The organism is Geobacter pickeringii, assembly GCF_000817955.1.
GTDB classification, from domain to species: Bacteria; Desulfobacterota; Desulfuromonadia; order Geobacterales; family Geobacteraceae; genus Geobacter; species Geobacter pickeringii.
On record NZ_CP009788.1, the window covers coordinates 2129420 to 2151363 of the forward strand.

Annotated in this window: 20 protein-coding genes; 7 read left to right on the top strand and 13 right to left on the bottom strand. The window is 57.7% G+C overall.

What is annotated here, in order from left to right; translation table 11 throughout:
* Positions 1-19: 19 nt before the first annotated feature.
* The 5 genes from GPICK_RS09550 to GPICK_RS09570 all read right to left on the bottom strand — a co-directional run bounded on the left by GPICK_RS09550 (position 20) and on the right by GPICK_RS09570 (position 7435).
* Complete coding sequence (locus GPICK_RS09550; protein WP_039742605.1) at positions 20-2683, bottom strand: sensor histidine kinase; 2664 nt, start codon at positions 2681-2683, stop codon at positions 20-22.
* Positions 2680-3249 carry a potassium-transporting ATPase subunit KdpC gene (gene kdpC, locus GPICK_RS09555; protein ID WP_039742607.1) on the bottom strand — a complete coding sequence of 190 codons (570 nt, stop codon included), beginning with the start codon at positions 3247-3249 and terminating at the stop codon, positions 2680-2682. Before kdpC ends, GPICK_RS09550 begins: the two co-directional genes overlap by 4 nt.
* 15 nt (positions 3250-3264) lie before the next feature.
* On the bottom strand, positions 3265-5334 hold the full coding sequence (gene kdpB / locus GPICK_RS09560; RefSeq protein WP_039742609.1) for a potassium-transporting ATPase subunit KdpB: 2070 nt from the start codon (positions 5332-5334) through the stop codon (positions 3265-3267).
* Position 5335: 1 nt separating this feature from the next.
* Complete coding sequence (gene kdpA, locus GPICK_RS09565; protein WP_039742612.1) at positions 5336-7120, bottom strand: potassium-transporting ATPase subunit KdpA; 1785 nt, start codon at positions 7118-7120, stop codon at positions 5336-5338.
* A gap of 102 nt (positions 7121-7222) precedes the next feature.
* A complete protein-coding gene (locus GPICK_RS09570) occupies positions 7223-7435 on the bottom strand; it encodes a hypothetical protein (RefSeq protein WP_039742614.1) in 213 nt (70 codons plus the stop codon).
* A 125-nt stretch (positions 7436-7560) separates the two neighbouring features.
* Between GPICK_RS09570 and GPICK_RS09575 the strand changes: the two genes are divergently transcribed.
* A complete protein-coding gene (locus GPICK_RS09575) occupies positions 7561-7761 on the top strand; it encodes a hypothetical protein (RefSeq protein ID WP_039742616.1) in 201 nt (66 codons plus the stop codon).
* A 248-nt stretch (positions 7762-8009) separates the two neighbouring features.
* Here GPICK_RS09575 and GPICK_RS09580 read toward each other — a convergent pair whose 3' ends face one another.
* Both GPICK_RS09580 and GPICK_RS09585 read right to left on the bottom strand, forming a co-directional pair.
* The gene (locus GPICK_RS09580) at positions 8010-8648 is read right to left on the bottom strand and encodes an RNA 2'-phosphotransferase (protein ID WP_201773193.1); all 639 of its coding nucleotides are present in this window, start codon (positions 8646-8648) and stop codon (positions 8010-8012) included.
* Positions 8641-9648: a helix-turn-helix transcriptional regulator gene (locus GPICK_RS09585; RefSeq protein WP_158414172.1), complete on the bottom strand. Its 1008-nt coding sequence runs from the start codon at positions 9646-9648 to the stop codon at positions 8641-8643. The genes GPICK_RS09580 and GPICK_RS09585 overlap by 8 nt, the downstream gene beginning before the upstream one ends.
* Positions 9649-9956: 308 nt before the next feature.
* Between GPICK_RS09585 and GPICK_RS09590 the strand changes: the two genes are divergently transcribed.
* Positions 9957-10643: a metallophosphoesterase gene (locus tag GPICK_RS09590; RefSeq protein ID WP_039742620.1), complete on the top strand. Its 687-nt coding sequence runs from the start codon at positions 9957-9959 to the stop codon at positions 10641-10643.
* A 58-nt stretch (positions 10644-10701) separates the two neighbouring features.
* On the opposite strand, the gene prfH is transcribed toward GPICK_RS09590, so the two are convergent.
* The 3 genes from prfH to GPICK_RS09605 form a co-directional block, all read right to left on the bottom strand.
* Positions 10702-11343, bottom strand: coding sequence for a peptide chain release factor H (prfH, locus tag GPICK_RS09595; RefSeq protein ID WP_039742622.1), 642 nt, complete (start codon positions 11341-11343; stop codon positions 10702-10704).
* 88 nt (positions 11344-11431) lie between these two features.
* Positions 11432-12274, bottom strand: a complete 843-nt coding sequence (locus GPICK_RS09600) for an SIR2 family NAD-dependent protein deacylase (RefSeq protein ID WP_039745600.1) — start codon at positions 12272-12274, stop codon at positions 11432-11434.
* A gap of 14 nt (positions 12275-12288) precedes the next feature.
* A complete protein-coding gene (locus tag GPICK_RS09605; protein ID WP_052263387.1) occupies positions 12289-13428 on the bottom strand; it encodes an RNA ligase RtcB family protein in 1140 nt (379 codons plus the stop codon).
* A 305-nt stretch (positions 13429-13733) separates the two neighbouring features.
* On the opposite strand from GPICK_RS09605, the gene GPICK_RS09610 reads away from it, so the two are divergent.
* The 5 genes from GPICK_RS09610 to GPICK_RS09635 all read left to right on the top strand — a co-directional run bounded on the left by GPICK_RS09610 (position 13734) and on the right by GPICK_RS09635 (position 17683).
* On the top strand, positions 13734-14162 hold the full coding sequence (locus GPICK_RS09610) for a hypothetical protein (protein ID WP_039742624.1): 429 nt from the start codon (positions 13734-13736) through the stop codon (positions 14160-14162).
* Positions 14163-14646: 484 nt separating this feature from the next.
* Positions 14647-15806, top strand: a protein-coding gene (locus tag GPICK_RS09620; protein ID WP_144400011.1) for an IS3 family transposase whose coding sequence is annotated in 2 segments (ribosomal slippage) — positions 14647-14908 and positions 14908-15806 — 1161 coding nt in all. Because the reading frame shifts where the segments join, the coding sequence is not laid out codon by codon here.
* Between the two features lie 132 nt (positions 15807-15938).
* Positions 15939-16553 carry a hypothetical protein gene (locus GPICK_RS09625; RefSeq protein ID WP_039742626.1) on the top strand — a complete coding sequence of 205 codons (615 nt, stop codon included), beginning with the start codon at positions 15939-15941 and terminating at the stop codon, positions 16551-16553.
* Positions 16554-16580: 27 nt separating this feature from the next.
* Positions 16581-16925: a hypothetical protein gene (locus tag GPICK_RS09630; protein ID WP_039742628.1), complete on the top strand. Its 345-nt coding sequence runs from the start codon at positions 16581-16583 to the stop codon at positions 16923-16925.
* Between the two features lie 194 nt (positions 16926-17119).
* Complete coding sequence (locus GPICK_RS09635; protein WP_039742630.1) at positions 17120-17683, top strand: TrmH family RNA methyltransferase; 564 nt, start codon at positions 17120-17122, stop codon at positions 17681-17683.
* 493 nt (positions 17684-18176) lie between these two features.
* Here the strand turns inward: GPICK_RS09635 and cmoB are convergent, their stop codons facing one another.
* The 3 genes from cmoB to GPICK_RS09650 form a co-directional block, all read right to left on the bottom strand.
* A complete protein-coding gene (gene cmoB / locus GPICK_RS09640; RefSeq protein WP_039742632.1) occupies positions 18177-19148 on the bottom strand; it encodes a tRNA 5-methoxyuridine(34)/uridine 5-oxyacetic acid(34) synthase CmoB in 972 nt (323 codons plus the stop codon).
* A complete protein-coding gene (cmoA, locus tag GPICK_RS09645; RefSeq protein ID WP_236685527.1) occupies positions 19145-20032 on the bottom strand; it encodes a carboxy-S-adenosyl-L-methionine synthase CmoA in 888 nt (295 codons plus the stop codon). Before cmoA ends, cmoB begins: the two co-directional genes overlap by 4 nt.
* Before the next feature lie 103 nt (positions 20033-20135).
* On the bottom strand, positions 20136-21410 hold the full coding sequence (locus GPICK_RS09650; protein WP_039742635.1) for an Hsp70 family protein: 1275 nt from the start codon (positions 21408-21410) through the stop codon (positions 20136-20138).
* Between the last annotated feature and the right edge of the window lie 534 nt (positions 21411-21944).

The following is a 21944-nucleotide window of genomic DNA, read 5'->3' on the forward strand; positions in this document are numbered from 1 at the left end:
TGCATCATTATTCCAAAGGCTACTTCAACGGCAGGGTGACGGTCACCCGCAGCCCCCCGCCGGCGCGGTTTTCGGCGCGGATCGCGCCGCCGTGGGCCTCGACGATCCCTTTGCAGATGGAGAGCCCCAGGCCGGTCCCCCGGGCCCCTTCGGGGATCGGAATCCGGTAGAACTTGTCGAAGACCCTTTTCAGGTCTTGTTCGGGGATACCGGGACCCCGGTCGGCAACTTCCATGGAGAGCGTGCCGCTCTCTGTTCGGGCCGATATTTCGATCCCGCTCTCCGGAGAAGAATACTTTAACGCATTGTCGAGCAGATTTACCAGCACCTGGGTCATCAGAACCATGTCCATCCTGGCAAGCGGCAGATCAGGGGGGAGATTAACACCGACCTTTCGCCTCCCTATCCGCCTTTCGAGCGCCGCCAGGGCGCATCCGACCAGGTCCTGGACATCGCACAGCTCCTTCTTCAGCTTGATCGCCCCGGCTTCCAGGCGGGTCATGTCGAGGAGGTTGCCGACGAAGCGGTTCAGCCGCTCCGCCTCTTCCCATGCGGTGTCGAGCAACTCCATCCGGGCGTCGTCAGCCAGCGTGTGAACCTTCTCCCGCAGGGTATCAAGGGCGCCGGTTATGGAGACGAGGGGGGTACGCAGGTCGTGGGAAATGGAGTTGAGGAGGGCCCGTTCGAGGGTTTCCCGTGCCTGGAGGATCTGGGCCTGCTCGGCCTGCCGGGAAAGCTGGACCCGCTCCAGCGCCATGGCGGTCTGGGTGGCGAAGGCGTCGAGAAGGCGACGGATCGGGGTGGAGCGATAGTCGGCGTCGTTATTCAGTCTCACCCCCAGTACCCCGAGGAGACTCCCCGATGTCTGGAGCGGCAGATAGAGAAGCCCTGCCGAGACCAGAGTCTCGGTCCCCTGCCCCGCCGGCTGACGGTTGCGGAATGCCCAGTCCGCCACGGCCATCTCCTTCATGTCGGGTTTGAGTCCTTTGCTTGCGGCAGCGACTTTGAGCCGGTCCCCTTCGGGGAGAAGCACGGCAGTCCCGGCTGACAGCGATTCGCCGATGTTTCTGACCACGGCTTCCACGAGCGTTCCGATATCGGCAGCGGCGGCCAGGTCGCGGCTCAGGTAATAGAGGGACGCGGTCTGCTCCTCCCGTTCCCGCACCGCTTCGGCCCGCTCGCGCACCTTGGAGACGAGGGTGCTGATGACCACCCCGACGGTGAAGAGCGCGACAAAGGTGATGAGGTACTGGGTGTCTGCCACGGCAAAGGTCAGGTGCGGCGGGACGAAGAAGAAGTCGAATGCTAGGACCCCCAGAAAGGCGGTGAGGATTGCCGGCTTGAGGCCGAGCCGCAGCGCCGCCAGAACCACCGCCAGCAGGTAGATCATGACCATGTTGGTCGGCGCCAGGAAGGGACGGACGAGGAGACAGACCAGGGTAGCCGCGGCAACCAGGGCCAGGCTCGCCAGGTGACCGGTAAGGGAGATCGGCCTTCTCTGCCGGGAAATGGCCGGTCCCTTTCTGGCTTCGACCGGTTCGAAGCTGACGACGTGCACATCGATGGCGCCGCTCAGGCGGATGATCTGGTCGACGAGGGGAAGACGCAGGAACTCGCGCCAGCGTGGCTTGGCCGGCTTACCGACCACGATTCTGGTGACGTTGTGGCTGCGGGCATGGTCGATCACCGCCTCCGCCACCGACGTGGCGGTCACGCTGGCAACCTGGGCGCCGAGGCTTTCCGCCAGACGGAGATACTTCCAGATCCGCTTCCGGTTCTCCTGCTCCTGCCGCCCGCCACCGGGAGTCTCCACGTAGACCGTGAACCAGGGTGCCTTCAGCTCATCCGCCAGCCGGCGGGTGGTGCGGATCAGCCGCTCACTGTACGGGCTGCCACTGACGCTCACCAGGAGCCGCTCGGCCGCCGGCCAGGGCCCCGGAATCGCCCGCGACTCCATGTAGGCCCGCATCTCCTCCTCCACCCGGGAGGCGGCCCGGCGCAGCGACAGCTCCCGCAGGGCGATGAGGTTGCCGGGCCGGAAGAACTTCTCCGTGGCAAAGGCGGCCTGCTCCGGCACGTAAACCTTCCCCTCCCGCAGACGCTGCAGGAGATCCTCCGGCGGGATGTCCACGAGCCGGATTTCCGTCGCCTGGTCCAGGAGGCTGTCGGGGACGGTCTCCCGCACGGCGATGCCGGTGATCTGCACCACCACATCGTTCAGGCTCTCGAAGTGCTGGACGTTGACCGTGGTGTAGACGTCGATGCCGGCCGCCAGGAGTTCCTCCACATCCTGCCAGCGCTTCTCGTGCCGCGAGCCGGGGGCGTTGGTGTGGGCCAGCTCGTCCACCAGGGCGATGTGGGGTTTGCGGGCCAGAACCGCATCCACGTCCACCTCTCGAAGCGTGACCCGCTGGTACTCAACCCGAGCCGGGGGGATGACCTCCACCCCTTCGAGAAGCGCATCGGTTTCGGCCCGGCCGTGGGATTCCACGTAGGCGGCCACCACGTCCCGCCCTTCCCGTTTCCGCTGGCGGGCCGCCTCCAGCATGGCGTAGGTCTTCCCGACGCCGGCGGCATAGCCGAGGAAAATCTTCAGCTTTCCCCGTTTCGCCTCGGTTGCTTCGGCCTGGGCCAGCTTCAGCATCGCCTCCGGCGAGGGGCGTCTTTCGTCGCTATCGGTCATGGCGCCAGTCTATCCAATGCCAGATTCAGTGCAAGCACATTCACACGTACCTCGCCAAGAAAGCCGAATTGACGGTCTTCGGTGTGGGCCGATACGAGCCGGCGCACCTCGTCCGCCTTCATCCCCCGGGCCTTGGCGACGCGGGGGATCTGTACGTCCGCCGCGTCCGGCGAGATGTGAGGGTCGAGGCCGCTGGCCGAGGCCTGGAGCAGGTCGGCCGGAATCCCGGTGGTGACGTCCGCAGCCTTGAGCGCCTTGACCCGATCGGCCACCGTTTTCAGGTAGTCGGGATTGGTGGGACCGGCGTTGGAGCCGCCGGAGCCCATGGGGTTGTAGCCGAAGTCAGCGGTTGCCGAGGGACGGGGCCAGAAATACTTCGGGTCGGAGAAGGGCTGGCCGATGAGTGTCGACCCGATCTCGCGCCCCTTTGCATCGGTTATGAAACTCCCCATGGCCTGCTTCGGAAATACGGCCTGGGCAATCCCGGTCACCACCGCCGGATAGATGCCGCCGCAGATGATGGTAAAGATGACGAACATCAGAAGAGCCGGTTTTATGTCGTTCACGATTTTCCCCTTTCCCTACGCAAACATCCCGATCACCAGGTCGACCCCCTTTATCCCCACGAACGGCGCGATGATTCCTCCGGCCCCGTAGATAAGGAGGTTATGGATCAGGAGCTTTTCCGCCGGCATGGGGCGGAATCTGGTTCCCCTGAGGGCCAGCGGCACCAGGAGGGGGATGATGAGCGCGTTGAAGATGACCGCCGAGAGGATTGCGCTCAGGGGGGTCGCCAGGTGCATCACGTTCAGCACCCCCAACTGAGGATAGACGGAGAGCATCATGGCTGGAATGATGGCGAAGTACTTGGCCACGTCGTTGGAGATGCTGAAGGTAGTGAGGTTGCCGCGGGTCATGAGGATCTGTTTCCCCACCTCGACGATGTCCAGAAGTTTCGTGGGATTCGAGTCCAGGTCGATGATGTTGGCCGCCTCCCGGGCCGGCTGGGTGCCGGTGTTCATTGCCACCGCCACGTCCGCCTGGGCCAGGGCCGGGGCGTCGTTGGTGCCGTCGCCGGTCATGGCCACCATGAACCCTGCCTCCTGGTTCTCCTTGATGAGGCGGAGCTTGTCCTCGGGCCTGGCCTGGGCCAGAAAATCATCCACCTGGGCCTCGGCCGCGATGGCGGCAGCGGTGAGGGGGTTGTCGCCGGTGATCATCACGGTCTTGATCCCCATGCTCCGCAACTGCTGGAACCGCTCCTGGATCCCCCCCTTGATGATATCTTTCAGGTTGATGACGCCCAGGATATCGGCATCGCGGCTCACCACGAGCGGGGTTGCCCCGGCACGGGCGATCCTGTCGACCTCACCCGCCAGTTCGCTGGGGATGGCCTTCGCGCCCAGGGTCCTGACGAAGGCAACCGTGGAGTCGGCGGCCCCCTTACGGTACCGCTTGCCACCCGCGTTGACGCCGGAGAGGCGGGTATCGGCGCTGAAGGGGATGTTCTCGGCGTCGGCCGGGAGCGCCTCCCCATTCAGTCCGTACTTCTGCTTCGCAAGCGCCACAACGCTCCGCCCTTCGGGGGTCTCGTCGGTGAGTGACGCCATCAGGGCCGCCTCGGCCAGCTCCTGCTCGCTGTAGCCGCCCACAGGGACAAAATCCACCGCCTCACGATTGCCGAGGGTGATGGTGCCGGTCTTATCCAGGAGCAGCACGTTGACGTCGCCAGCCGCCTCGATGGCCCGCCCCGACAGGGCGATGACGTTTTTCTGGAAGAGCCGGTCCATGCCGGCGATGCCGATGGCAGGCAGAAGCGCGGCGATGGTGGTGGGTGCCAGGCAGACGAACAGGGCTGTCAGGACGGTCAGCGACACCGGTGAACCCTGGCCGGCGGCCTTGACGCTGTAGATGGAAAGTGGACTGACGGTGGCGCAGACCAGAAGGAAAACCAGAGTCAGGGCGATCAGGAGCACCTCCAGGGCGATCTCGTTGGGGGTCTTGCGCCGTTTGGCCCCCTCGATCAGGGAGATCATCCGGTCCAGAAAGGTCTCCCCCGGATTGGCGGTGATCCTGACGATGATCGCGTTGGCGATGACCGTGGTGCCGCCGGTGACCGCGCTCCGGTCGCCCCCCGATTCGCGCACCACCGGGGCCGACTCTCCGGTCACGGCCGCTTCGTTCACCAGGGCCGCGCCGGCCACCACGTCGCCGTCGCCGGCGATCAGTTCTCCTGCTTCCACCAGGATGCAGTCACCCTTGCGAAGCTGGTCAGCGCCGACCAGGGTACAATCGCTGCCAAATTCCGGCTTGCTGAGTCGTTTGGCCGTCACCTCGGTACGGGTCTTCCGCAAGCTGGCGGCCCGGGCTTTGCCGCGCCCCTCGGCCAGTGCCTCGGCAAAGGTGGCGAAGATGACCGTGAGCCAGAGCCAGATCGACACCAGGCCGGTGAACCAGGCAGGCTCCCTGTTGGCGCCGGTGAGCGACATCATGAAGGTCACCAGGGTGATGACGCTGGCGATCTCTACGCAGAACATGACGGGGTTGCGCCAGAGTTGGCGGGGATCGAGCTTTCTGAAGGATTCGACCAGTGCCGGTCGCATGATCCGGCGGTCGAAGATGGAAATCGGTTCGGACTTGTGCATGGACATGCTATTTACCCCCCACCATGGTCAGATGCTCGACAATGGGGCCGAGCGACAGGGCCGGGAAGAAGGTCAGGGCACCGACGATCAGGATCACCAGCGCCAGCCAGAGGGCAAACGGCAGCGTATCGGTCGGCAGGGTTCCCTGGCTGGGGGGAACGTATTTCTTCTCTGCCAGAGAACCGGCCATGGCGAGTACGGCCAGTGCCGGGACGAAGCGGCCCATGAGCATGGCGGCGGCGGTCGTCAGGTTGTAGTAGACGGTGTTGGCGTTCAGCCCCGCGAAGGCGCTGCCGTTATTGTTGGCCGCTGACGCAAAGGCGTAGAGCACCTCGGTGAGACCGTGGGCGCCGGGATTGGCCATGGCGGAGGTCCCTGCCGGCAGCAGCAGGGAGACCCCGGTAAGAACGAGGGTCACTATCCCGGCGGTGAGAACCGTCAGGATCGACAGCCACATCTCCCGCACCTCCACCTTCTTGCCGAGGTACTCGGGGGTTCGCCCGATCATGAGCCCGGCAATGAAGACGGCGATGATCACGAAGGAGAGCATGGTGAAGAGGCCGGCGCCAACCCCGCCAAAGACCACCTCCCCCAGGAGTATCAGCATCAGGGGAACCATGCCGCCGATGGGGGTCAGCGAGTCATGCATGGTGTTCACTGCCCCGCACGAGGTGCCGGTCGTCGCAACGGTGAAGAGCGTGCTTCCCCCTAGGCCGAAACGAAGCTCTTTCCCTTCCATGTTGATGCCATGGACTCCGAGCTTCGCCACCAGCGGATTGCCGTACATCTCGGCACGGTAGAGGACCCCGAATGCCAGAAGCAGAATGGCGAGCATGACGCCGAGGAGCATCCACCCCTGGCGGGGGTTGCCGACCATCCGCCCGAAGGTATGGGTCAGACTCGCCGGGATCAGGAGAATCATCAGGCACTCCAGGAAGTTGGTGAGCGGCGTGGGATTCTCGAAGGGATGGGCCCCATTGGCGTTGAAGAAACCGCCGCCGTTGGTGCCGATATTCTTGATCGCCTCCTGGGAGGCGACCGGCCCCATCGGGATGGAGACCTCCCTCACCGTCACCCGGTCGGTAACGGGGTTCCCCCTGGAATCCTTCAGGGGTGTTCCCCCCTGGTCCAGCCTCGGTTTGTCGTAGGTAATCGGCTGCGCGAGCGGCACCGTCCGGTAGGGGGCAACATTCTGGATGACCCCCTGGGAGACCAGCGCCACCGAAGCAACGAGGCAGAGCGGCAGAAGGAGGTAGAGGGTGCTTCGGGTCAGGTCGACCCAGAAATTGCCGATGGTGGGAGACCTTCGCCGGGAAAAGCCGCGCATCAGGGTGACAAGGATGCAGATGCTCGTGACGGCAGCAAGGAAATTCTGCACGGCGAGCCCCGCCATCTGCGAGAGGTAACTGGCGGCCGATTCACCGCCATAGGCCTGCCAGTTGGTGTGGCTGACGAAGCTCACGGCGGTGTTGAGGGCCAGATGCCATGAAAACCCCGGCAGCTTCTGGGGGTTGAAGGGAAGGAACCGCTGGCAGACCAGGAGCATGAAAAGCGCCAGGAGGCCTATTCCGTTGAAGAGGAGCATGGCGACGGCGTAGCGTTTCCACTCCATCTCCTCATCCCGGTTTACCCCGCAGATCCGGTAGATAAGTTTCTCGCACGGGTCGAGGAGCGGCGTCAGGAAGGTCCGCTCCCCCTGGAAGACCCTGGCCATGAAGGTGCCGACCGGCTTGACCATGCCCAGTAGCACGACGAGAAAGAGGATCGTTTCCAGCCATTCATATGCGGACATGACAAGCGTCTCCCTCGGAATGATCCGTTTCAAGCGAAGTATACTGCAATTTGGAGGAATTCCCCTGCCGCGCCTGGCCAAACGGGCGCAGAGTCAATTGGTTTACTCGTTGCGGCCGTTCGTGGATCGCGGTTGAACTGCCCAGCGCCGTTCACCTACAAGATAGACAGGGACTTGACCACACTCGACCGCCGGCGGCATGATCGTGGTTGCATCCGGAGGGATCTTGAATTCCCCGTGTCTCATCGATGCGTCATCGGCAAAGTCTTCTCCGAGGTACAAACCGGTTTCGGGATTGAAGCGATAAATCTTCATGGCTGCTCCCCACTCTCGAATCATGATGGTCCATCCATGATTTTCACCCTATACCATCACGCATAAAGGGAGGTTCAAAATGCCTGAGCAAGTGGTCAAGAGAGTGTCAAAATGGGAGCAAGAAGATGGTCTACGGGGATTACATCGACGGGGTGGAGGAGGAGTTCTGGAAGATTCTGGAATACTTCGGCCGGGACTTCGTGGAACCAAAACGGAAGGGTTGGGGAACAGTCGGATACACCAAAATGATTCCCTGGCCGATGCAACCGCTTGAATTACCGCAGCAAAACAAAGCCCCGGCCCTCACATTAAAAACTTTTTGGTGAAAGTCGAGGCAATAAAAAAGGAATCCCGAAGGATTCCTTATAGTTAGCTGGAGCGGGAAACGGGATTCGAATCCAGCCAGACTGAAGTCTCAAATTCTGAACAACAAATATAATGCGTTTATATTTCAATCACTTATTCCAAATTTCTATCCGGCTTCAGTTTCGTTTAACTGCATCAGAAATCGTCAGACTTCACGAATCCAGTGAGACCATAGTGAAACTAGGTTAAGGGAAGCCGCTCAATAACCTTATGATCTCTCGGGGGGAAACGAAATATAGATCGTCGGCACCCATTCTGTCAGCCAGATCCCATTGACCGACCTGTAAAAGGAAAACCCAGCATCAGCCATTTCTCTCGCCATGATGGTCAGCACTACCGGCGGGCCGTGACGTCTGCCAACGTCGCGCGCCATGGCTTCATCCTGCGAGAGATGAACATGGTTGCGCCCACCCCTTCTAATGCCTTCATTCCTGATGGCTTTGAGGCTTCGGATTGATGTCCCGTGATAAAGCATCTCAGGTGGCACCATTGCCTGTAACCCGAGGTTTACCGGAGTCGAGTGACCTTGGTTCGCGCGGATACGGGTGCCATCAGCGCTGATGCTGAAGCGTTGCTTGTTGCTTGTGGCTACGACCTGGCGAAGCTGTTCGGACGTCATTCTCACACCCGACTGGTAGGCTCTCTCAATAAGTTCGGAAATATTTACCCATCCAGCCTGGTCGAGTCGCAATCCGATGGCCTCCGGTCTGTGCCGCAGAATCAGGCTCAGAAATTTGCTGATCTTGGTTAACCGCATTGTATCAGTCACCGAAGTACAGGTTTGTTGGCGCTTCAGGCAGTAGCCTACCTCAGTTGCGGCGAAAGCATGTCCCAGCGATTTATCCATAAACCCCAAGAGCCGCCCGCAACTCCTCCCTCACCTCCTCCCGCAGTTTTACCGGCTCCAAAACTTCAACAACAGGGCCGAAGGAAAGCAACCACCGCTTCACTTCACCCCATCCCGAAGTCTTCATCTCCAGAATGACGGAGCCATCCGGTTCGTCGGTTATCGTCTGTTCGCTCGCCCAGCGCCGTTCCTTGATGTAGCGGACCTTATCAGCGGAGAAACGGACCGTTACCGCGATGGGGTCGTCAAATATGATGTTGAAGGCGGAGTCCAGGAGCTCCCGCGGGTTGAAGTCCTCGGGATAGGTGAATTCCTGTTCAGCAATCTCGAGGGAGAGGATCCGCTCGACAGCGAGGGTGCGAACATTGCCAAAGCGTGCTGCTACGGCGAAAAGATAGAGCCCCCCGTCCCGCTCGAAAAAGTGGAGCGGATGAATGTTGAAGGTCTTTTCCGTGTCATCGTGGAAGGAATGGTAGGTTATCGTACAGATCTTGCTGTTGAGCATGGCGTAGTGGAGCTCGTCTATCGTCTCCTGCATGGCGCTGTAGTCCTTGGCGGCCTTGACCGTCGGGATGAAGAGTGTCGCGTAGCGTTCCATCGCCTTGCGTATCCCCGCCGGGAGGATGAGGCCAAGCTTCCGGAAAGCCGAATCGATCGACTCCTCGATCATGGTACCGCTGTATATCCCCATGTTGCCACGCAGGGCATAGAGTGAAAGGATCTCGTCATAGTTGAGGGCCGCCATGTTGGGGGTCTTGAGGACTGCACCCTCCTCGAGTTGGTAGCGCTTCTGGCGCTCAATGATCCCTGTGGCCACCTCGTGGACCGGGAGCCCGTTCTTCTCCAGGGTCTTGAACAGCCGGAACACAGTTCGCCGCTCGACGGAGGTATTCTCGACGATCTCATTGATCGAGGCCCCTTGGGGGCGGCTGAGAAGCTTCACCGTCTCGATCATGTCCACCAGCTGCCTCGCCCAGCTGTCTTTCTCCCGCTTCAGCATCGAAATCCCTCCCATTGCATCCATCACGGCACCATTAGGCCGCAATGCCAGAAAATGTCACGCATCGGGTGTATCGGTAGACTATCAACTTTTATCACCCGCTTCAATGCGGAATGGACAGAGGACTGGTCATGTGGCTGCTAAGACGGTATTGCTACATAAATATCCTGTTGAGAACAGCCCTTGATGAGGGCAGTCCCTGTATCGTCATAGTCGAGAGATGGCATCACTGCGTCGAGACCAACATCATCGCCCACCAGGCCAGGAGAAGGTGGTGCTGTTCGGGGGGACAATAGGGAGACTCTACCATGCCTGGATCCAGGACCTTTGTCATAGCCGACATTCATGGCTGTTGCCGGACATTCCGACGTCTGTTGTTCGATATGTTGCACCTGAAAAAAAACGACACCTTGTACCTGCTTGGCGATTATATCGACCGTGGATCGGACAGCAAAGGTGTCATCGAAAACATCATGGAGATGCAGGCTAACGGATACGATACCCGACCGATCAAGGGTAATCATGAACATCTGTTGCTTGAATCTTTGCGGGCGCCGCCCAATAGGGGATTGGCCGAATGGCTCGATAACGGCGGCTACGCTACGCTAAAAAGCTATGGTGTGACTCATCCCTTGGAGATACCCTTTGAGCATATCCAGTTCATGTTGAGTCTTCCGCTGTATTACGTAACCGACACCCACATTTTTGTCCATGCCGGTTTGGATTTCGATCTTGATGAGCCCCTTTCGCAGGAAGGCGAGAATGCAATGCTGTGGAAACGCTCCACCGAAGTGGATGAGTCCAGGCTCGCCGGTAGGATATTGGTCAGCGGACATACGCCGCTCCCGCTATCGAGTATTAAACAAAGACTGACCGGCCCCCACATCCGCTTGGATAACGGCTGTGTTTACGGCGATCTCTTGCCAGAGATGGGCAGCCTGGTGGCGCTGGAGCTTATGAGCGACAGACTGTTCGTGCAGGAGAACATAGGATAATTAGCGTGATCTTCGTAGCGATAGGAAACCATGACAGAAAACGCGATGCAGCGAACGGTCAGTCCCTCTTGTCACCAGTCCGTAGACGGAACTCTTGCCCGACATAGACCCTTACCGGATTACCCCGCTCGAGTTCGTTGTGGGCGCTCCATCGCTCCTGGCGGACAGATAGTGCCTGCTTCTCTTTCCGCCTGGCAATAAGTATCGACAACCGTTCCAGCGCCCTTTTACGGTTTGCCGTCTGCGACCGCTCTTCGCTGGCATTTGCGGAGATTCCCGTCGGCAGATGCACAGCTCGGACGGCGCTGTCGGTGGTGTTCACATGTTGCCCACCGGGACCTGAAGAGCGGAAGGTTTCGAAGCGTACATCCGAGGCCGCGAAAGTGATCGGTTCAGGGATTGCTATAGAGCGAACGCCGACGAACCAGTTCTTGCGCTGATAGTGCGGACGGAATGGGGATATGCCGATCCACTGGATGACCCCTTCACACCGACGGGCAAACTCGTTTGAGCCAACGCCGTCCAAGTGAATCAGGACAGACAAGGACGTGTTTGCAAGGGGCCCAGGTTCCTGCTCAATGACCTCAGCAAGAAGTCCCAGGCGGTAGGCCTCCTTCAACAGGATGGCGGAGAGCCGGGCTACTACCCAGGCGCACTCTGTCGGGCCACGTCCGGAGGTGATTTGCAGTAAGATTGCCATCAGCGCCCCCGCCCCCTAGCAGCCAGGACACTCCTTGGCGATCTCCACGCGCCGGAGAGCGGACCTTTTTGGGCTTTTCTTCTTATGATCATGAGGGAGATGCCTCTGAAAGGATGGTATCGATCCCGGCGAGCCCTTCAAGAGCGCCGTATCGAAGCGAGATGTGGCGCGCGCTGATCCACGGTTCCCGCGGGTTAATACGGATGGCAGTCGCCCCGGGAAGTGAGCCCAACTTTTCAGTGTGATAACGAATAGTCGGAATGGCCGTTCCGGCCCCCATCTCAACCACCACGAGACGGCTTCGGCGGTTGTCAGCCTGGAATTCGCCGAATTTGCGCTGCTGCCCGGCACAACGGTCACTCACCCAGGCATAGTCGCCGAACATGAAGATGTTGGGGCGGGACACGGCACCGCAATGGATGCAGCGGGGAATGTAGCCTGCCCGCATGGTTGACTCGTCGACGGGGATATCCTCATTGTTTTCCCAGATGGCCGGTGAGCAGCGCGTTGTGCACTGGAGATAATGAATGGATCCGTGTACCTCCAGAATCCGCTCCTCGGCGAATCCCGCCTTCTGAAACTGGCCATCAACGTTGGAGGTTACGACAAAGTAGTTGAGCCCGAACCGTTCGATCCAACGCAGCAGGATGCCGAAGCCGGCGTGGGGTTCCGTTGCCCGGTAAAGATTTGTCCGGTGGCCGTAAAAACCCCAGCCGAAGGCCGGGTCCCGATTGAAATGAGTAGGATTGGCTGCATCAACAAAGGATATGCCGAGTCGCTCGTATGGGGGGTAGGCCTTCCAGAAGCCCGCATCACCTCGAAAATCGGGAAGTCCTGAATCGACTCCCATGCCGGCGCCGGCGGTGATGACAATAGCCCCGGCCCTGCGCACAGCTTCGGCCGCCGCATGAAATCTTTCCTCAAAGTCCACCGCTCCCTCCTTCATCAATGCCTCCGCACTTTGTAAGTCAGCACCGGCGAAAGTACCGCAATCACCCTCACCAAACCGAAAGACACCAGAGCGTCGATAACCGTACGTATCTCCTTGTACGCCGGGGGTGCCTCTTCGTAGAGAAGCTGCCGGTCCTCACAGATCACATGGCTTCCCAGCTTTGTCCGTTGCAGTGATGCGGCTGGAAACTTTGTCCGCAGACGTCCCTCGCACTCGGAGCGGCTCCACTTGCGGCCTGCACCGTGGGCCACGGACCAGAGGTTGTCCGCCTGCCCCCCAACCGGCATGACCAGGAAACTGCATGAACCACGGGAGCCAGGGATCACCACCACGCCATGGTCGCTGGGCGCCGCACCCTTGCGATGCAGAAAATGACCATTGGCGGTCCGTTCAATGCCGTTATGGGCCAGATCCAGGATCCGGTGGTAGCCGCTGCCCAGCTGTTCGAGCAGTCGGTAGGCAATCAACTCCCGGTTCGCAGCGGCGTAAGCATTGGCTAAGGCATGGCGGGCAAGGTATTGTTCAGCCTCGCAGGAGCCGGCAACGAGTGGAGAATCGCGAAACCGGTCTGCGTGGTCCCTGAGGAGCGTCTCCCCTGCTCCTCGCGATCCGGAGTGGACCAGAAGCAGAAGACCTCCGGCCTCAATGTCGAGCATGCGGCAGGCTTCAGCATCATGGACCTTCTGCATGGTGAGTAGTTCAGCAAAGTGATTACCAAGGCCGATTGTCCCAATGGATGAAGCGAAACCGGCCCCAAGAGCCTGCCGCTCCCCAAGCCATGCTTCACGGTCACCATCCCACGACTCTTCGAGGCCGTGGAGCCTCTTGGACCATCGCTCCGGCTTGGCTTTGGCCATTGTCAGATCGGTTGAGAAGAGTGCCATGCCGCACCCCACGTCCGCACCAACCAAGTAAGGATAAAATAGCCCATCAGAAAGAAAGGCAGCCCCAACCGGCCCACCCTTGCCAGGATGCAGATCCGGCAGCCCCACGGCGCGCACCATTCCCGGGAGACCCGCCGCACGCTCCAGCTGCCGCAATGCCTCCCCCTCGATCCAGCACTGGGAGTCGGCATACAGCGTCAGCCTGTCGTTTAATTGCCGGGGCCGGTAGATTTTACTCTCGCTCTCCATAACCTACCTCAAAGTCGGCAATATTCACCAGCAGATGGTTTTAATGTCATTTGTCCAGCAGCTGCCACATGGCCTTCATCATCCATTCTTTGTGTGTCATTTTCAGGCACAGCGCAACACATGCATCTCCATTTTTAGCGTGACAGGAAATGACACATCAACGATGTAGTCTATGTGAAACACTGAAATGGATAAAGTTCCATTATCAAATGCCGATCAATTAATGTATTCCCTCCTTTTCTTGGGCATGAAAGTCACCCAGAGTGTCAAGCAGGGCTACCTGTGATCCCGATGAGCGAAACGACATGCCGAAGCTGATTGAACATATCGATGCGATAGCCCGTCAAAAGCAACGGGACGTGCTGTTTATCGTGTTTCACCCGGCGGATTGGGGAGATTTCGAAAGCGACTCGTGCTGGGGCTATGATTATAGTGTCGACCCGAGACGCGCTAAGGTCTTAGCCTGGCTCGACGAACATGGCATCACTTGGCAGGAGTGCGGACCCGTAGCCAGCACCACCTCCTTTCGCAGCTACCTTGGCGAAGTCTACATCGATATTCCGTTCGATGAAGCGGATGAGCTCTATTGCCTTGTCCGTAATTATCTTGAAAATCCTGACGGCACGATGCGCGACGAAAATGTCCGTTTCTATTATCTGCCTCTCGAAATAGCAATGAAAAATGCCCATCACGACGAGCCGGGTTTCTGGGACAGGTGGGCGGAGGAATTTTGAACTCTGCATGATATGAAAATTGCCCCTTCAGCCCACTGGATCCTCGATGGGATCAACATAACAACCATATTCAAGGTAGTTGAATTCGAGTTCTGGGGGTGACTTTCATTTCTATCACCCGGAAACGTGGCCTGTTGCGGAGACTGATCACAGCGAGATAAACGCATTCTACCCAATCGAAATCTCAGCAGATGCCGGCGCGGACTATATTCCTGGGAAAGGAGAGTTTCTATACTGCGGTGCGCTATTCAAGTCTGGCCAAGGGAAGTTGGGTCACGGCAGCAGACCGTAAACAAAATAGTGAGTTGCAGATAGAACGAACAGACGCCCAAACCGAAAAGTTTCCGCAAAGTTTCAGTGTGAAGTGCCGATCAAGAAGGTATGGGTTCATGTCGGCAATTCATCGTGAAGCAAAGAGGTGGTCCCCGAAAATCGGACAGTGTGTTAAGGTGGACAGCCTTACCCTGTTGAAGGAGGATCACCCATGAAGAGCCGTCGTCGTTTTTCCGCCGAGTTCAAGGCCAAGGTTGCCCTGGAAGCGATCCGGGGCGAGCAGACCCTGAGCGATCTGGCCGCCCGCTATGAAGTGCATCCCAATATGATCACCAACTGGAAACGGCAGGCCATCGAGAACATGGCAGCGGTGTTTTCCGGAGCCGCCGAGCACAGCAATAAGGCGAATGACGATCAGATCAAGGACCTGCACGCCAAGATCGGACAACTCACCGTGGAGCGGGATTTTTTGGCCAAAGCCTTCGGTCGCTGTCGCTGAGTACAACCCGAAGGAAGGCCCTGGTCGAACCCGACCATGACCGACTCAGTATTGCCCGGCAGTGTGAACTGCTCTCGATCAAACGATCGGCCTACTATTACCAGCCAGTGGGCGAAAGCCCACAGAACCTGGAACTGATGCGCCTGATCGACGAGCAGCATCTCGAAACACCGTGGTATGGCACCCGACAGATGACCCGGCACTTGCGCCGGGAGGGTCATGCCGTCAATCGCAAGCGCATCGGTCGGCTGATGCAGTTGATGGGACTATCGGCTATCTACCAGAAGCCGAACACGTCGAAGCCGCATCCGCAGCACAGGGTCTATCCTTACCTGCTGCGTGGCGTGACCATCGACCGGCCAAACCAGGTCTGGTGCGCCGATATCAGCTATATTCCGCTGAGGCGAGGTTTCCTCTACCTGGCGGCGATCATGGATTGGGCCAGTCGCAAGGTCCTGTCATGGCGGCTTTCCAACACCATGGACGCCGATTTCTGCGTTGCCGCGCTCGAAGACGCCCTGGCTCGCTTCGGCAAACCCGAGATCTTCAACACCGACCAAGGGAGCCAGTTCACCAGCGATGCGTTCACCAAGGTCCTCAAGGACGCTGAGATCCGCATTTCGATGGACGGCAAGGGGCGCTGGCGGGACAACGTCATGATCGAGCGGCTATGGCGTTCTCTGAAATACGAGTGCATCTACCTGCACGCCTTCGAGACCGGCAGCGAGGTTCGTCAAGGTTTGAGCCGCTGGATCAATTTCTACAACATGCGCCGCCCGCACTCGAAACTAGACGACCGGACGCCGCATGAGGCATATTGGCAAAAACCCCGGCCTGGCTACGCCGGCCGTATTCTCTCACTGGCGGCATGACTACAACCGGCAATCCACCTTATTCCCGCCGCCAACCTGTCCTACAAACTGGGACCACCTCTCAAGCCTCGTTTTTTGATGTGAGTTTATATTGAAACGACCGGAGACAATAATGACAACTTGGAGGGCATTATGACGGAGTCAATCAAAAATCCTGAATTACATCTGAGCAGACTCGAAAGTTACCCCGAATTCATCCGTGACACTGAGAACGTGGGAAAGCGTGGCGTCTATATTTGGGGATTTTGTTTCGTAAACCCAAAGACGGCAGCCACTTCTGAATTCATACCCTACTACGTCGGCAAACACAGAAACAATATTCACCGGCGCATACAGGAACATTTCTTGGGCCTTCGTGAAGGTACTCACAAGATTCTATACAGCCGGCTACTCGGCAAATCAGAGTTCTTTCCGTCACAAAAATCCGAGGATCATGCATTTCTGAACATTATTGACAAAAAACGCCGAAAGGATTCTCTCTCTTCTGAACAGATAGTTGCTTTGGCTCCCCACGTAGCTGCCTATCTTGACAACTTTTTTGTTACCTACATCGATGTAAGCCACATTGGCTTGTCAAAGACCGATGAAAGCGATTACGTGGATCAATTGGAGAGGTATGTCCAAACAATTATCGGAGAATTGAGGTTGTCATGCAGGAGCGGGGCCAAGTTGAAGAAGGACTTTCGTCCCGCAATCATTCCCAGCAAAGGTACAGAACACTTGCTACGCAACTATCCTCTGTCATAACTCACTTCGCGAGACAAGGAAAAGCCAATGGCAATTGTCCTCGAGTGCATCAACGTAATCATCCCCATTGCCACCATTATCGAGCACATCGGTCTCGACGGTTTTCAACAACATCTTGGCCAGAATGACTGCCACGATGACTATCTCTACCGGACCGGCGCCATGAACCAGATTGACGTTCAATTGATCATAGAACATTGGCAAAAACTTGGTCTCAAACCGACCGGCAAGCGTGATGGGGAATTGTACTGGAAGGACCTCTGCGTGGTCTATTCATCACAAGGCTCCACTCGCCCATGCAACTGGCTGGAATACGATCCTGAAATGAATATTGTCCGCTACAGAGGAAGGAACGGCGCTATGCGACCGTGACTAGAAGATTTAAGGATTGTATTGCAGAGACTTAAGGTTTCCCCGCCCTACCCCAGCTAGAGTGAGCTACGAATAGCCGCACGAGTTGAGTGTGGCCACTTTTGTCGAATCGATTCCGAAGCTGTCTTCAGGCGTGACCGATAATGACACCCACTGCTGGTATCGTGACCTCAAGTTCATACGGGAGGTCAACCATGACAGCAAGACAGCCACTTACCAAGGAAGAAATCCGTGCGGGTAAGGTGTCTCGGCAAGAATTCGACAGGCTACCAAGAATTCCAGTCACAATCGTGCTAGACAGCCTGAAGTGCGCCCATAACGTCGGGACAATCCTTCGCCTCGCCGATGCACTCTTGGTCGAAAAGGTCTACATCTGTGGTAATTCCGTTCAGGTTCTCAGCAAAAAAGTCAGGCAGGGATCGCTCGGCGCGGAGAAATGGGTCGATTGGGAGTACCGGGAATCTGCCACAGAAGTCCTCAAAGAATTGAAGACTCTTGGATACTGCATCGTCTCGGCAGAAATATCGTCAGACAGCATCAATTATCGGGAAGCTCAGTACGCTCTTCCTCTCTGTATTGTCCTCGGTCGTGAAGACCGCGGGGTAAGTCCGGAGGTATTAGAACTGGCCGATATTGTAGTTCATCTCCCGATTTACGGCATGGCGAATTCACTCAATGTGGCTACAGTGGCGTCAGTATTGCTTTACGAAACGGCAGGCAGGTTTTCCAATAATTACAAATCCCCAAAGGGTCATTAGGTGTGCTGAACGAGAATCAGCATGTCATGGACTGCCCCAGCGCCCCCAAACCTACGATCATGACCCGCTGGGCGAAAAGGCCAATGCCGCCGCTGTAGTCCTGACGCCCCCACCTCCTGCGGCTCAATAATGTCAGTGGGTTACTGACGTAAAAAGTGGCGATTTTTGAGTTGTTACCTGAGCATCAAGGGTAATGATGTCACCAACATCAAAGTAACAATCTTTAACAATACAACTCCTACGTCAGGTCAACAGAGAAAAACCTGATAAAATAGCTTTATCATTACGTCATGCATCCCGATCAGACCAAACAGTGGATGGATCTGAGTGGCAGATTATATTTGCAGATCAAGAAGAGCCAGCCCATATCTCCGGGAATTCTTGACAAATAGATCCACTATTAGCCTTCAAATGCCCGAATATCTGGCCTTGATCTTCCATTCTCTCGCTACGATTACCGAAGTCCGACGGCTCCTAGTTGCTGCTCACTCCCCTACGGTCTAGTCGCCGTAAAGATCGCCCGCAGCGGTGCCGGGTGCCCTTCAATCGTCTTCTCCGCATCATCCGGATCAAGAAAATCCGCCAACGACTCAAAATGCATCCACTCCGTCGAGCGTTGTTCCTCGCGGCTGGTACGGACGGCATTGACGCAGGCAATCTCCGTGAATCCGCAGCGCTGCAACCACAAGGTCATCGCCGCAATCGACGGAAGGAACCAGACATTTCGCATTTTAGCGTAGCGTCCTGGCGGCATGAAGATCGTCTCCTGGTCCCCTTCGACAATCAGCGTCTCCAGAATCAACTCCCCTCCCGGGCGCAGGCAGCCCTTCAACTCTAAAAGATGGTCGAGGGGCGAGCGACGATGGTAGAGGACTCCCATGGAAAATACGCTGTCGAAGCAGGCAAGATTAGCAGGTACATCTTCGATGCCAATAGGAATGACATGATGCCGTGGGTCGCAAAGGTAGCGTTGCATTACCTGGAACTGCATCACCGAAAGCAGGAAGGGCTCGATACCGAGGACGAAGTCGGCGCCGGCGCCGCGCATGCGCCAGCCGTGATAACCGTTGCCACAGCCGACATCGAGGACTCTCCGTCCGGCCAGCGGCTGGATGTGCGTCAGGAGGCGCTCCCACTTCCAGTCGGATCGCCACTCGGTATCAATCTCAATGCCGAAAAAATTGTAGGGGCCTTTACGCCAGGGGTGAAAAGCCTGGAGCTGGGCGATTAGCTCTTCGCGGTCGATGTGACCAAGATCAACACAGGAGCCGATGGTGACATTGTCCTGCAGCGCAATTCGGGATGGCTGTATCTCCGGCAGCGACTGCAGAGCGCTCAGCAAGCCCGCCATATCGCCGTAACGTTCGAGAAGCAGTCCCTCGGACAGGGTCGTTTGCAGTTGCTCAGACCAACGCTCCTGCCCCATGGCGGCAAGTTGCGGATAGAGTGAATCGTAGAATTTCATTTAATAGCGACGAGAGAGACGAAATTGAAACACTGGAACCAAAGTTCAGAGGAAGAGAAACCTGCCGCCTGCAACCGCTTTTGATGACAGGCAAGGGTCTCGGGGATCATCACCTTCTCAAGCGCTGACCGCTTCTGGCTGATCTCGAGATCGCTGTAGCCGTTGGCCCGTTTGAAGTCGTGATGCAGTTCTTCATGAAAGTGTTGCCGCCCCGGCTTGTTAAAAGCAATCTTCTCTGAGAGAATGAGAATGCCGTTCGGCCTGAGCCCCGCATAGATTCGCTGAATCAGCGCCAGTCGCTGTGCCGGGGGGATGAACTGCAGGGTGAAGTTGAGGACAACGACCGAGGCGTTCTCAATCGTAACATCCTGAATATCGCTACAGAGCATCGTCACCGGAATGGTCGGTACAGTATCGAGAGCCAGGAGTTCACGGGCGCGCTCAATCATCGCCGGGGAGTTATCCACCGAAATAATGTCGCAGTCAGGCTGTTTGATCCGCTGGCGCATAGCCAGGCTCACCGCCCCGAGGGAACAGCCGAGATCATAGCAGTGACTCCCGGCCCGGGCGTATTTTGCAGCGAGGATGCCGATATTGGATACAATCATTCCGTAGCCGGGGACCGAGCGTTGAATCATGTCGGGAAAGACTGCGACAACCCGTTCATCGAATTGAAAATCAATTATTTTCTGCAGGGGTGCATCATAGATGGCATCGGTTTTTTTGATCACAGTTTTCTGGTCCTTATTAAGCACGCTGTCGTAAAAAAGTTGAAAATATCGGTTCTGCTGCTGAACATCAAGAACTACAACTCGCTGTTGAGCGGTTGACGCTCGAGTGCGCGTGAACCGCTCATCCCTCCTCCCGGTACGGGATTTCATCATCCCGCCCCCCGTCTCCCACCTTGATCACCGTATATTTCAGTCCGGTAGCTCCTCTCTATTTCAGGTAACCCTTCTGCACAGGCCACTTGTCGTCGAAGGAAGCTCATCCGGCAAACAGCGGAACGCTGGTGCCGAGGCCGTGTGCGACGCTGGTGAAGGCATCCCGGTTTTCCAGTTTGTCCTGACCGAACCGCTCGATGAACAGCGCCCGGATCAGGGGAATCTTCGACGTCCCTCCGGTGAGGAAGACAGTGTCTATCTGTGCCGCAGCAAGTCCCGACCGCGCGATCACCTCGTCGATGCAGGCCGCGATCGAGTGAAAATTCCCGGCATTGATCGTTTCGAACTCGTCCTTCCCGATTTCCTCCTCGATGTGCAGATCGCGCTCGGCAAAGCTGATGACCGCCCGATTCCGGTCGGAAAGCGCGCATTTTGCCTTCTCGATGGCCTGAAAAAGGAAGAAACCGTAATTGTCGTCGATGATGTTCTCCAGGTTGTCGATGGCCTCCGGGCTGTCCGTATTGTTTTTGATCAGGCGGATATGCTCCATCGTCTTGCGGGCGCGCAGCAGCGGGATGCGATGCCACTGGCAAAGGGTGTGGACGATGCTCCGGGGAACCGTGACCCACTCGTCCTTGCCCATGGTTTTATAGCGGGCATGGCGGCCGAAATGGTGCGTCACCTTGTCCCACATTATCTGGGAGTCGAACTTGTCTCCAGCGATGTAGACCCCCCCGAGCGAGAGGACGTCGCTGCGGCGGTCTGCCCGGCGAAAGGCGCCTCCCTGCACGCGGATGATGGAGAAGTCGGAGGTGCCGCCGCCGAAGTCGCCGATGAAGACTATTTTCTCCTGCCCGGACTGGAGTGTCTCCTCGAACGCCAGTGCCGCGGCGACCGGTTCATACTGAAACCAGATGTGCCTGAAGCCGGCTTTCCTGGCGGCTTTTTCAAGCCGGTCCTGCGCGAGGGCATCTTTATGGGGATCCTCGGAAAACACGACCGGCCGGCCCAGGACCACGGCGTCGACGGCGCGGCCAACATAGGCTTCGCCGCGCGCCTTGAGCTTCCTGAGGATGATCGCTACCAGGTCGTCGATGGTGTAGCGCTTGCCGAAGATTTCCGTGGCATCGAAACTCGAATTCGGGAGAAAGGTTTTGATGGACTGCATGAAGCGCCCGGCGGCGCCGTCGCCGACGTACTGGCGAATCGCCTCATGGCCGGCGAAAATTTCGTTGTCCTCGTTGAAGTAGAGCACGGAGCGCATCAACTGCAGGCCGCAGTTGGCGCCATCTACGGGAACGACCTCGACCGTTCCGTTACGGTATATCGAAAGCGCCGAGTTCGTGGTTCCGAAGTCGATGCCGAATGTTGTCTGCATGTACGGTGTTTTCCTGTCGAAAAAGTCTCAGGGATGTCGCAGTGGTGCTGCTCAGAGGAAAAACGCGGGAGGGAGGCGATACTTCATCACGCGGCACTGCAGTCACAGTTCCTGTACCCGGGAATTCCGGTGCTCCGGGTACGGGCTGAGCGGCGGGCATGGTAACACAACGGCAACGGGAAAATCCAGGCTTGTCGCAATGGCTGTTAACCCTCTTACGGGAGGAATCGGCATCCAAGGGTGCCCCACCGATTTGCGGGCTATCCCACTGATATTACATTGTGATTTCGACAGCAACCAGGGTCAACCTTGGACGCAGATGGAGGGTCCTATTTTAAAGCCGATTGACACCTCGATGCACTGACCGTTTTCATTTTCGATTCTTGCGTCTATTCCCATTTCTTTTCCTCTTTAATCTTCCAACGGTCGGGGGCCGAATAAGGGTTGAACTGTCACTTTATGCAGGTCGTAATAACAATTCTGCAGTCATACAAGTTTTCAGTAAATGAAACGGCACCATCACTTTCAGTTCTG

What these genes read in the sequence shown, in the direction of transcription:
- GPICK_RS09550 (WP_039742605.1), bottom strand. Translation starts at nt 2,683, where the DNA reads ATGACCGATAGCGACGAAAGACGCCCCTCGCCGGAGGCGATGCTGAAG.
- kdpB (WP_039742609.1), bottom strand. Translation starts at nt 5,334, where the DNA reads ATGTCCATGCACAAGTCCGAACCGATTTCCATCTTCGACCGCCGGATC.
- kdpA (WP_039742612.1), bottom strand. Translation starts at nt 7,120, where the DNA reads ATGTCCGCATATGAATGGCTGGAAACGATCCTCTTTCTCGTCGTGCTA.
- GPICK_RS09570 (WP_039742614.1), bottom strand. Translation starts at nt 7,435, where the DNA reads ATGAAGATTTATCGCTTCAATCCCGAAACCGGTTTGTACCTCGGAGAA.
- GPICK_RS09575 (WP_039742616.1), top strand. Translation starts at nt 7,561, where the DNA reads ATGGTCTACGGGGATTACATCGACGGGGTGGAGGAGGAGTTCTGGAAG.
- GPICK_RS09580 (WP_201773193.1), bottom strand. Translation starts at nt 8,648, where the DNA reads ATGGATAAATCGCTGGGACATGCTTTCGCCGCAACTGAGGTAGGCTAC.
- GPICK_RS09585 (WP_158414172.1), bottom strand. Translation starts at nt 9,648, where the DNA reads ATGCTGAAGCGGGAGAAAGACAGCTGGGCGAGGCAGCTGGTGGACATG.
- GPICK_RS09590 (WP_039742620.1), top strand. Translation starts at nt 9,957, where the DNA reads ATGCCTGGATCCAGGACCTTTGTCATAGCCGACATTCATGGCTGTTGC.
- prfH (WP_039742622.1), bottom strand. Translation starts at nt 11,343, where the DNA reads ATGGCAATCTTACTGCAAATCACCTCCGGACGTGGCCCGACAGAGTGC.
- GPICK_RS09605 (WP_052263387.1), bottom strand. Translation starts at nt 13,428, where the DNA reads ATGGAGAGCGAGAGTAAAATCTACCGGCCCCGGCAATTAAACGACAGG.
- GPICK_RS09610 (WP_039742624.1), top strand. Translation starts at nt 13,734, where the DNA reads ATGCCGAAGCTGATTGAACATATCGATGCGATAGCCCGTCAAAAGCAA.
- GPICK_RS09625 (WP_039742626.1), top strand. Translation starts at nt 15,939, where the DNA reads ATGACGGAGTCAATCAAAAATCCTGAATTACATCTGAGCAGACTCGAA.
- GPICK_RS09630 (WP_039742628.1), top strand. Translation starts at nt 16,581, where the DNA reads ATGGCAATTGTCCTCGAGTGCATCAACGTAATCATCCCCATTGCCACC.
- GPICK_RS09635 (WP_039742630.1), top strand. Translation starts at nt 17,120, where the DNA reads ATGACAGCAAGACAGCCACTTACCAAGGAAGAAATCCGTGCGGGTAAG.
- cmoB (WP_039742632.1), bottom strand. Translation starts at nt 19,148, where the DNA reads ATGAAATTCTACGATTCACTCTATCCGCAACTTGCCGCCATGGGGCAG.
- cmoA (WP_236685527.1), bottom strand. Translation starts at nt 20,032, where the DNA reads ATGATGAAATCCCGTACCGGGAGGAGGGATGAGCGGTTCACGCGCACT.
- GPICK_RS09650 (WP_039742635.1), bottom strand. Translation starts at nt 21,410, where the DNA reads ATGCAGACAACATTCGGCATCGACTTCGGAACCACGAACTCGGCGCTT.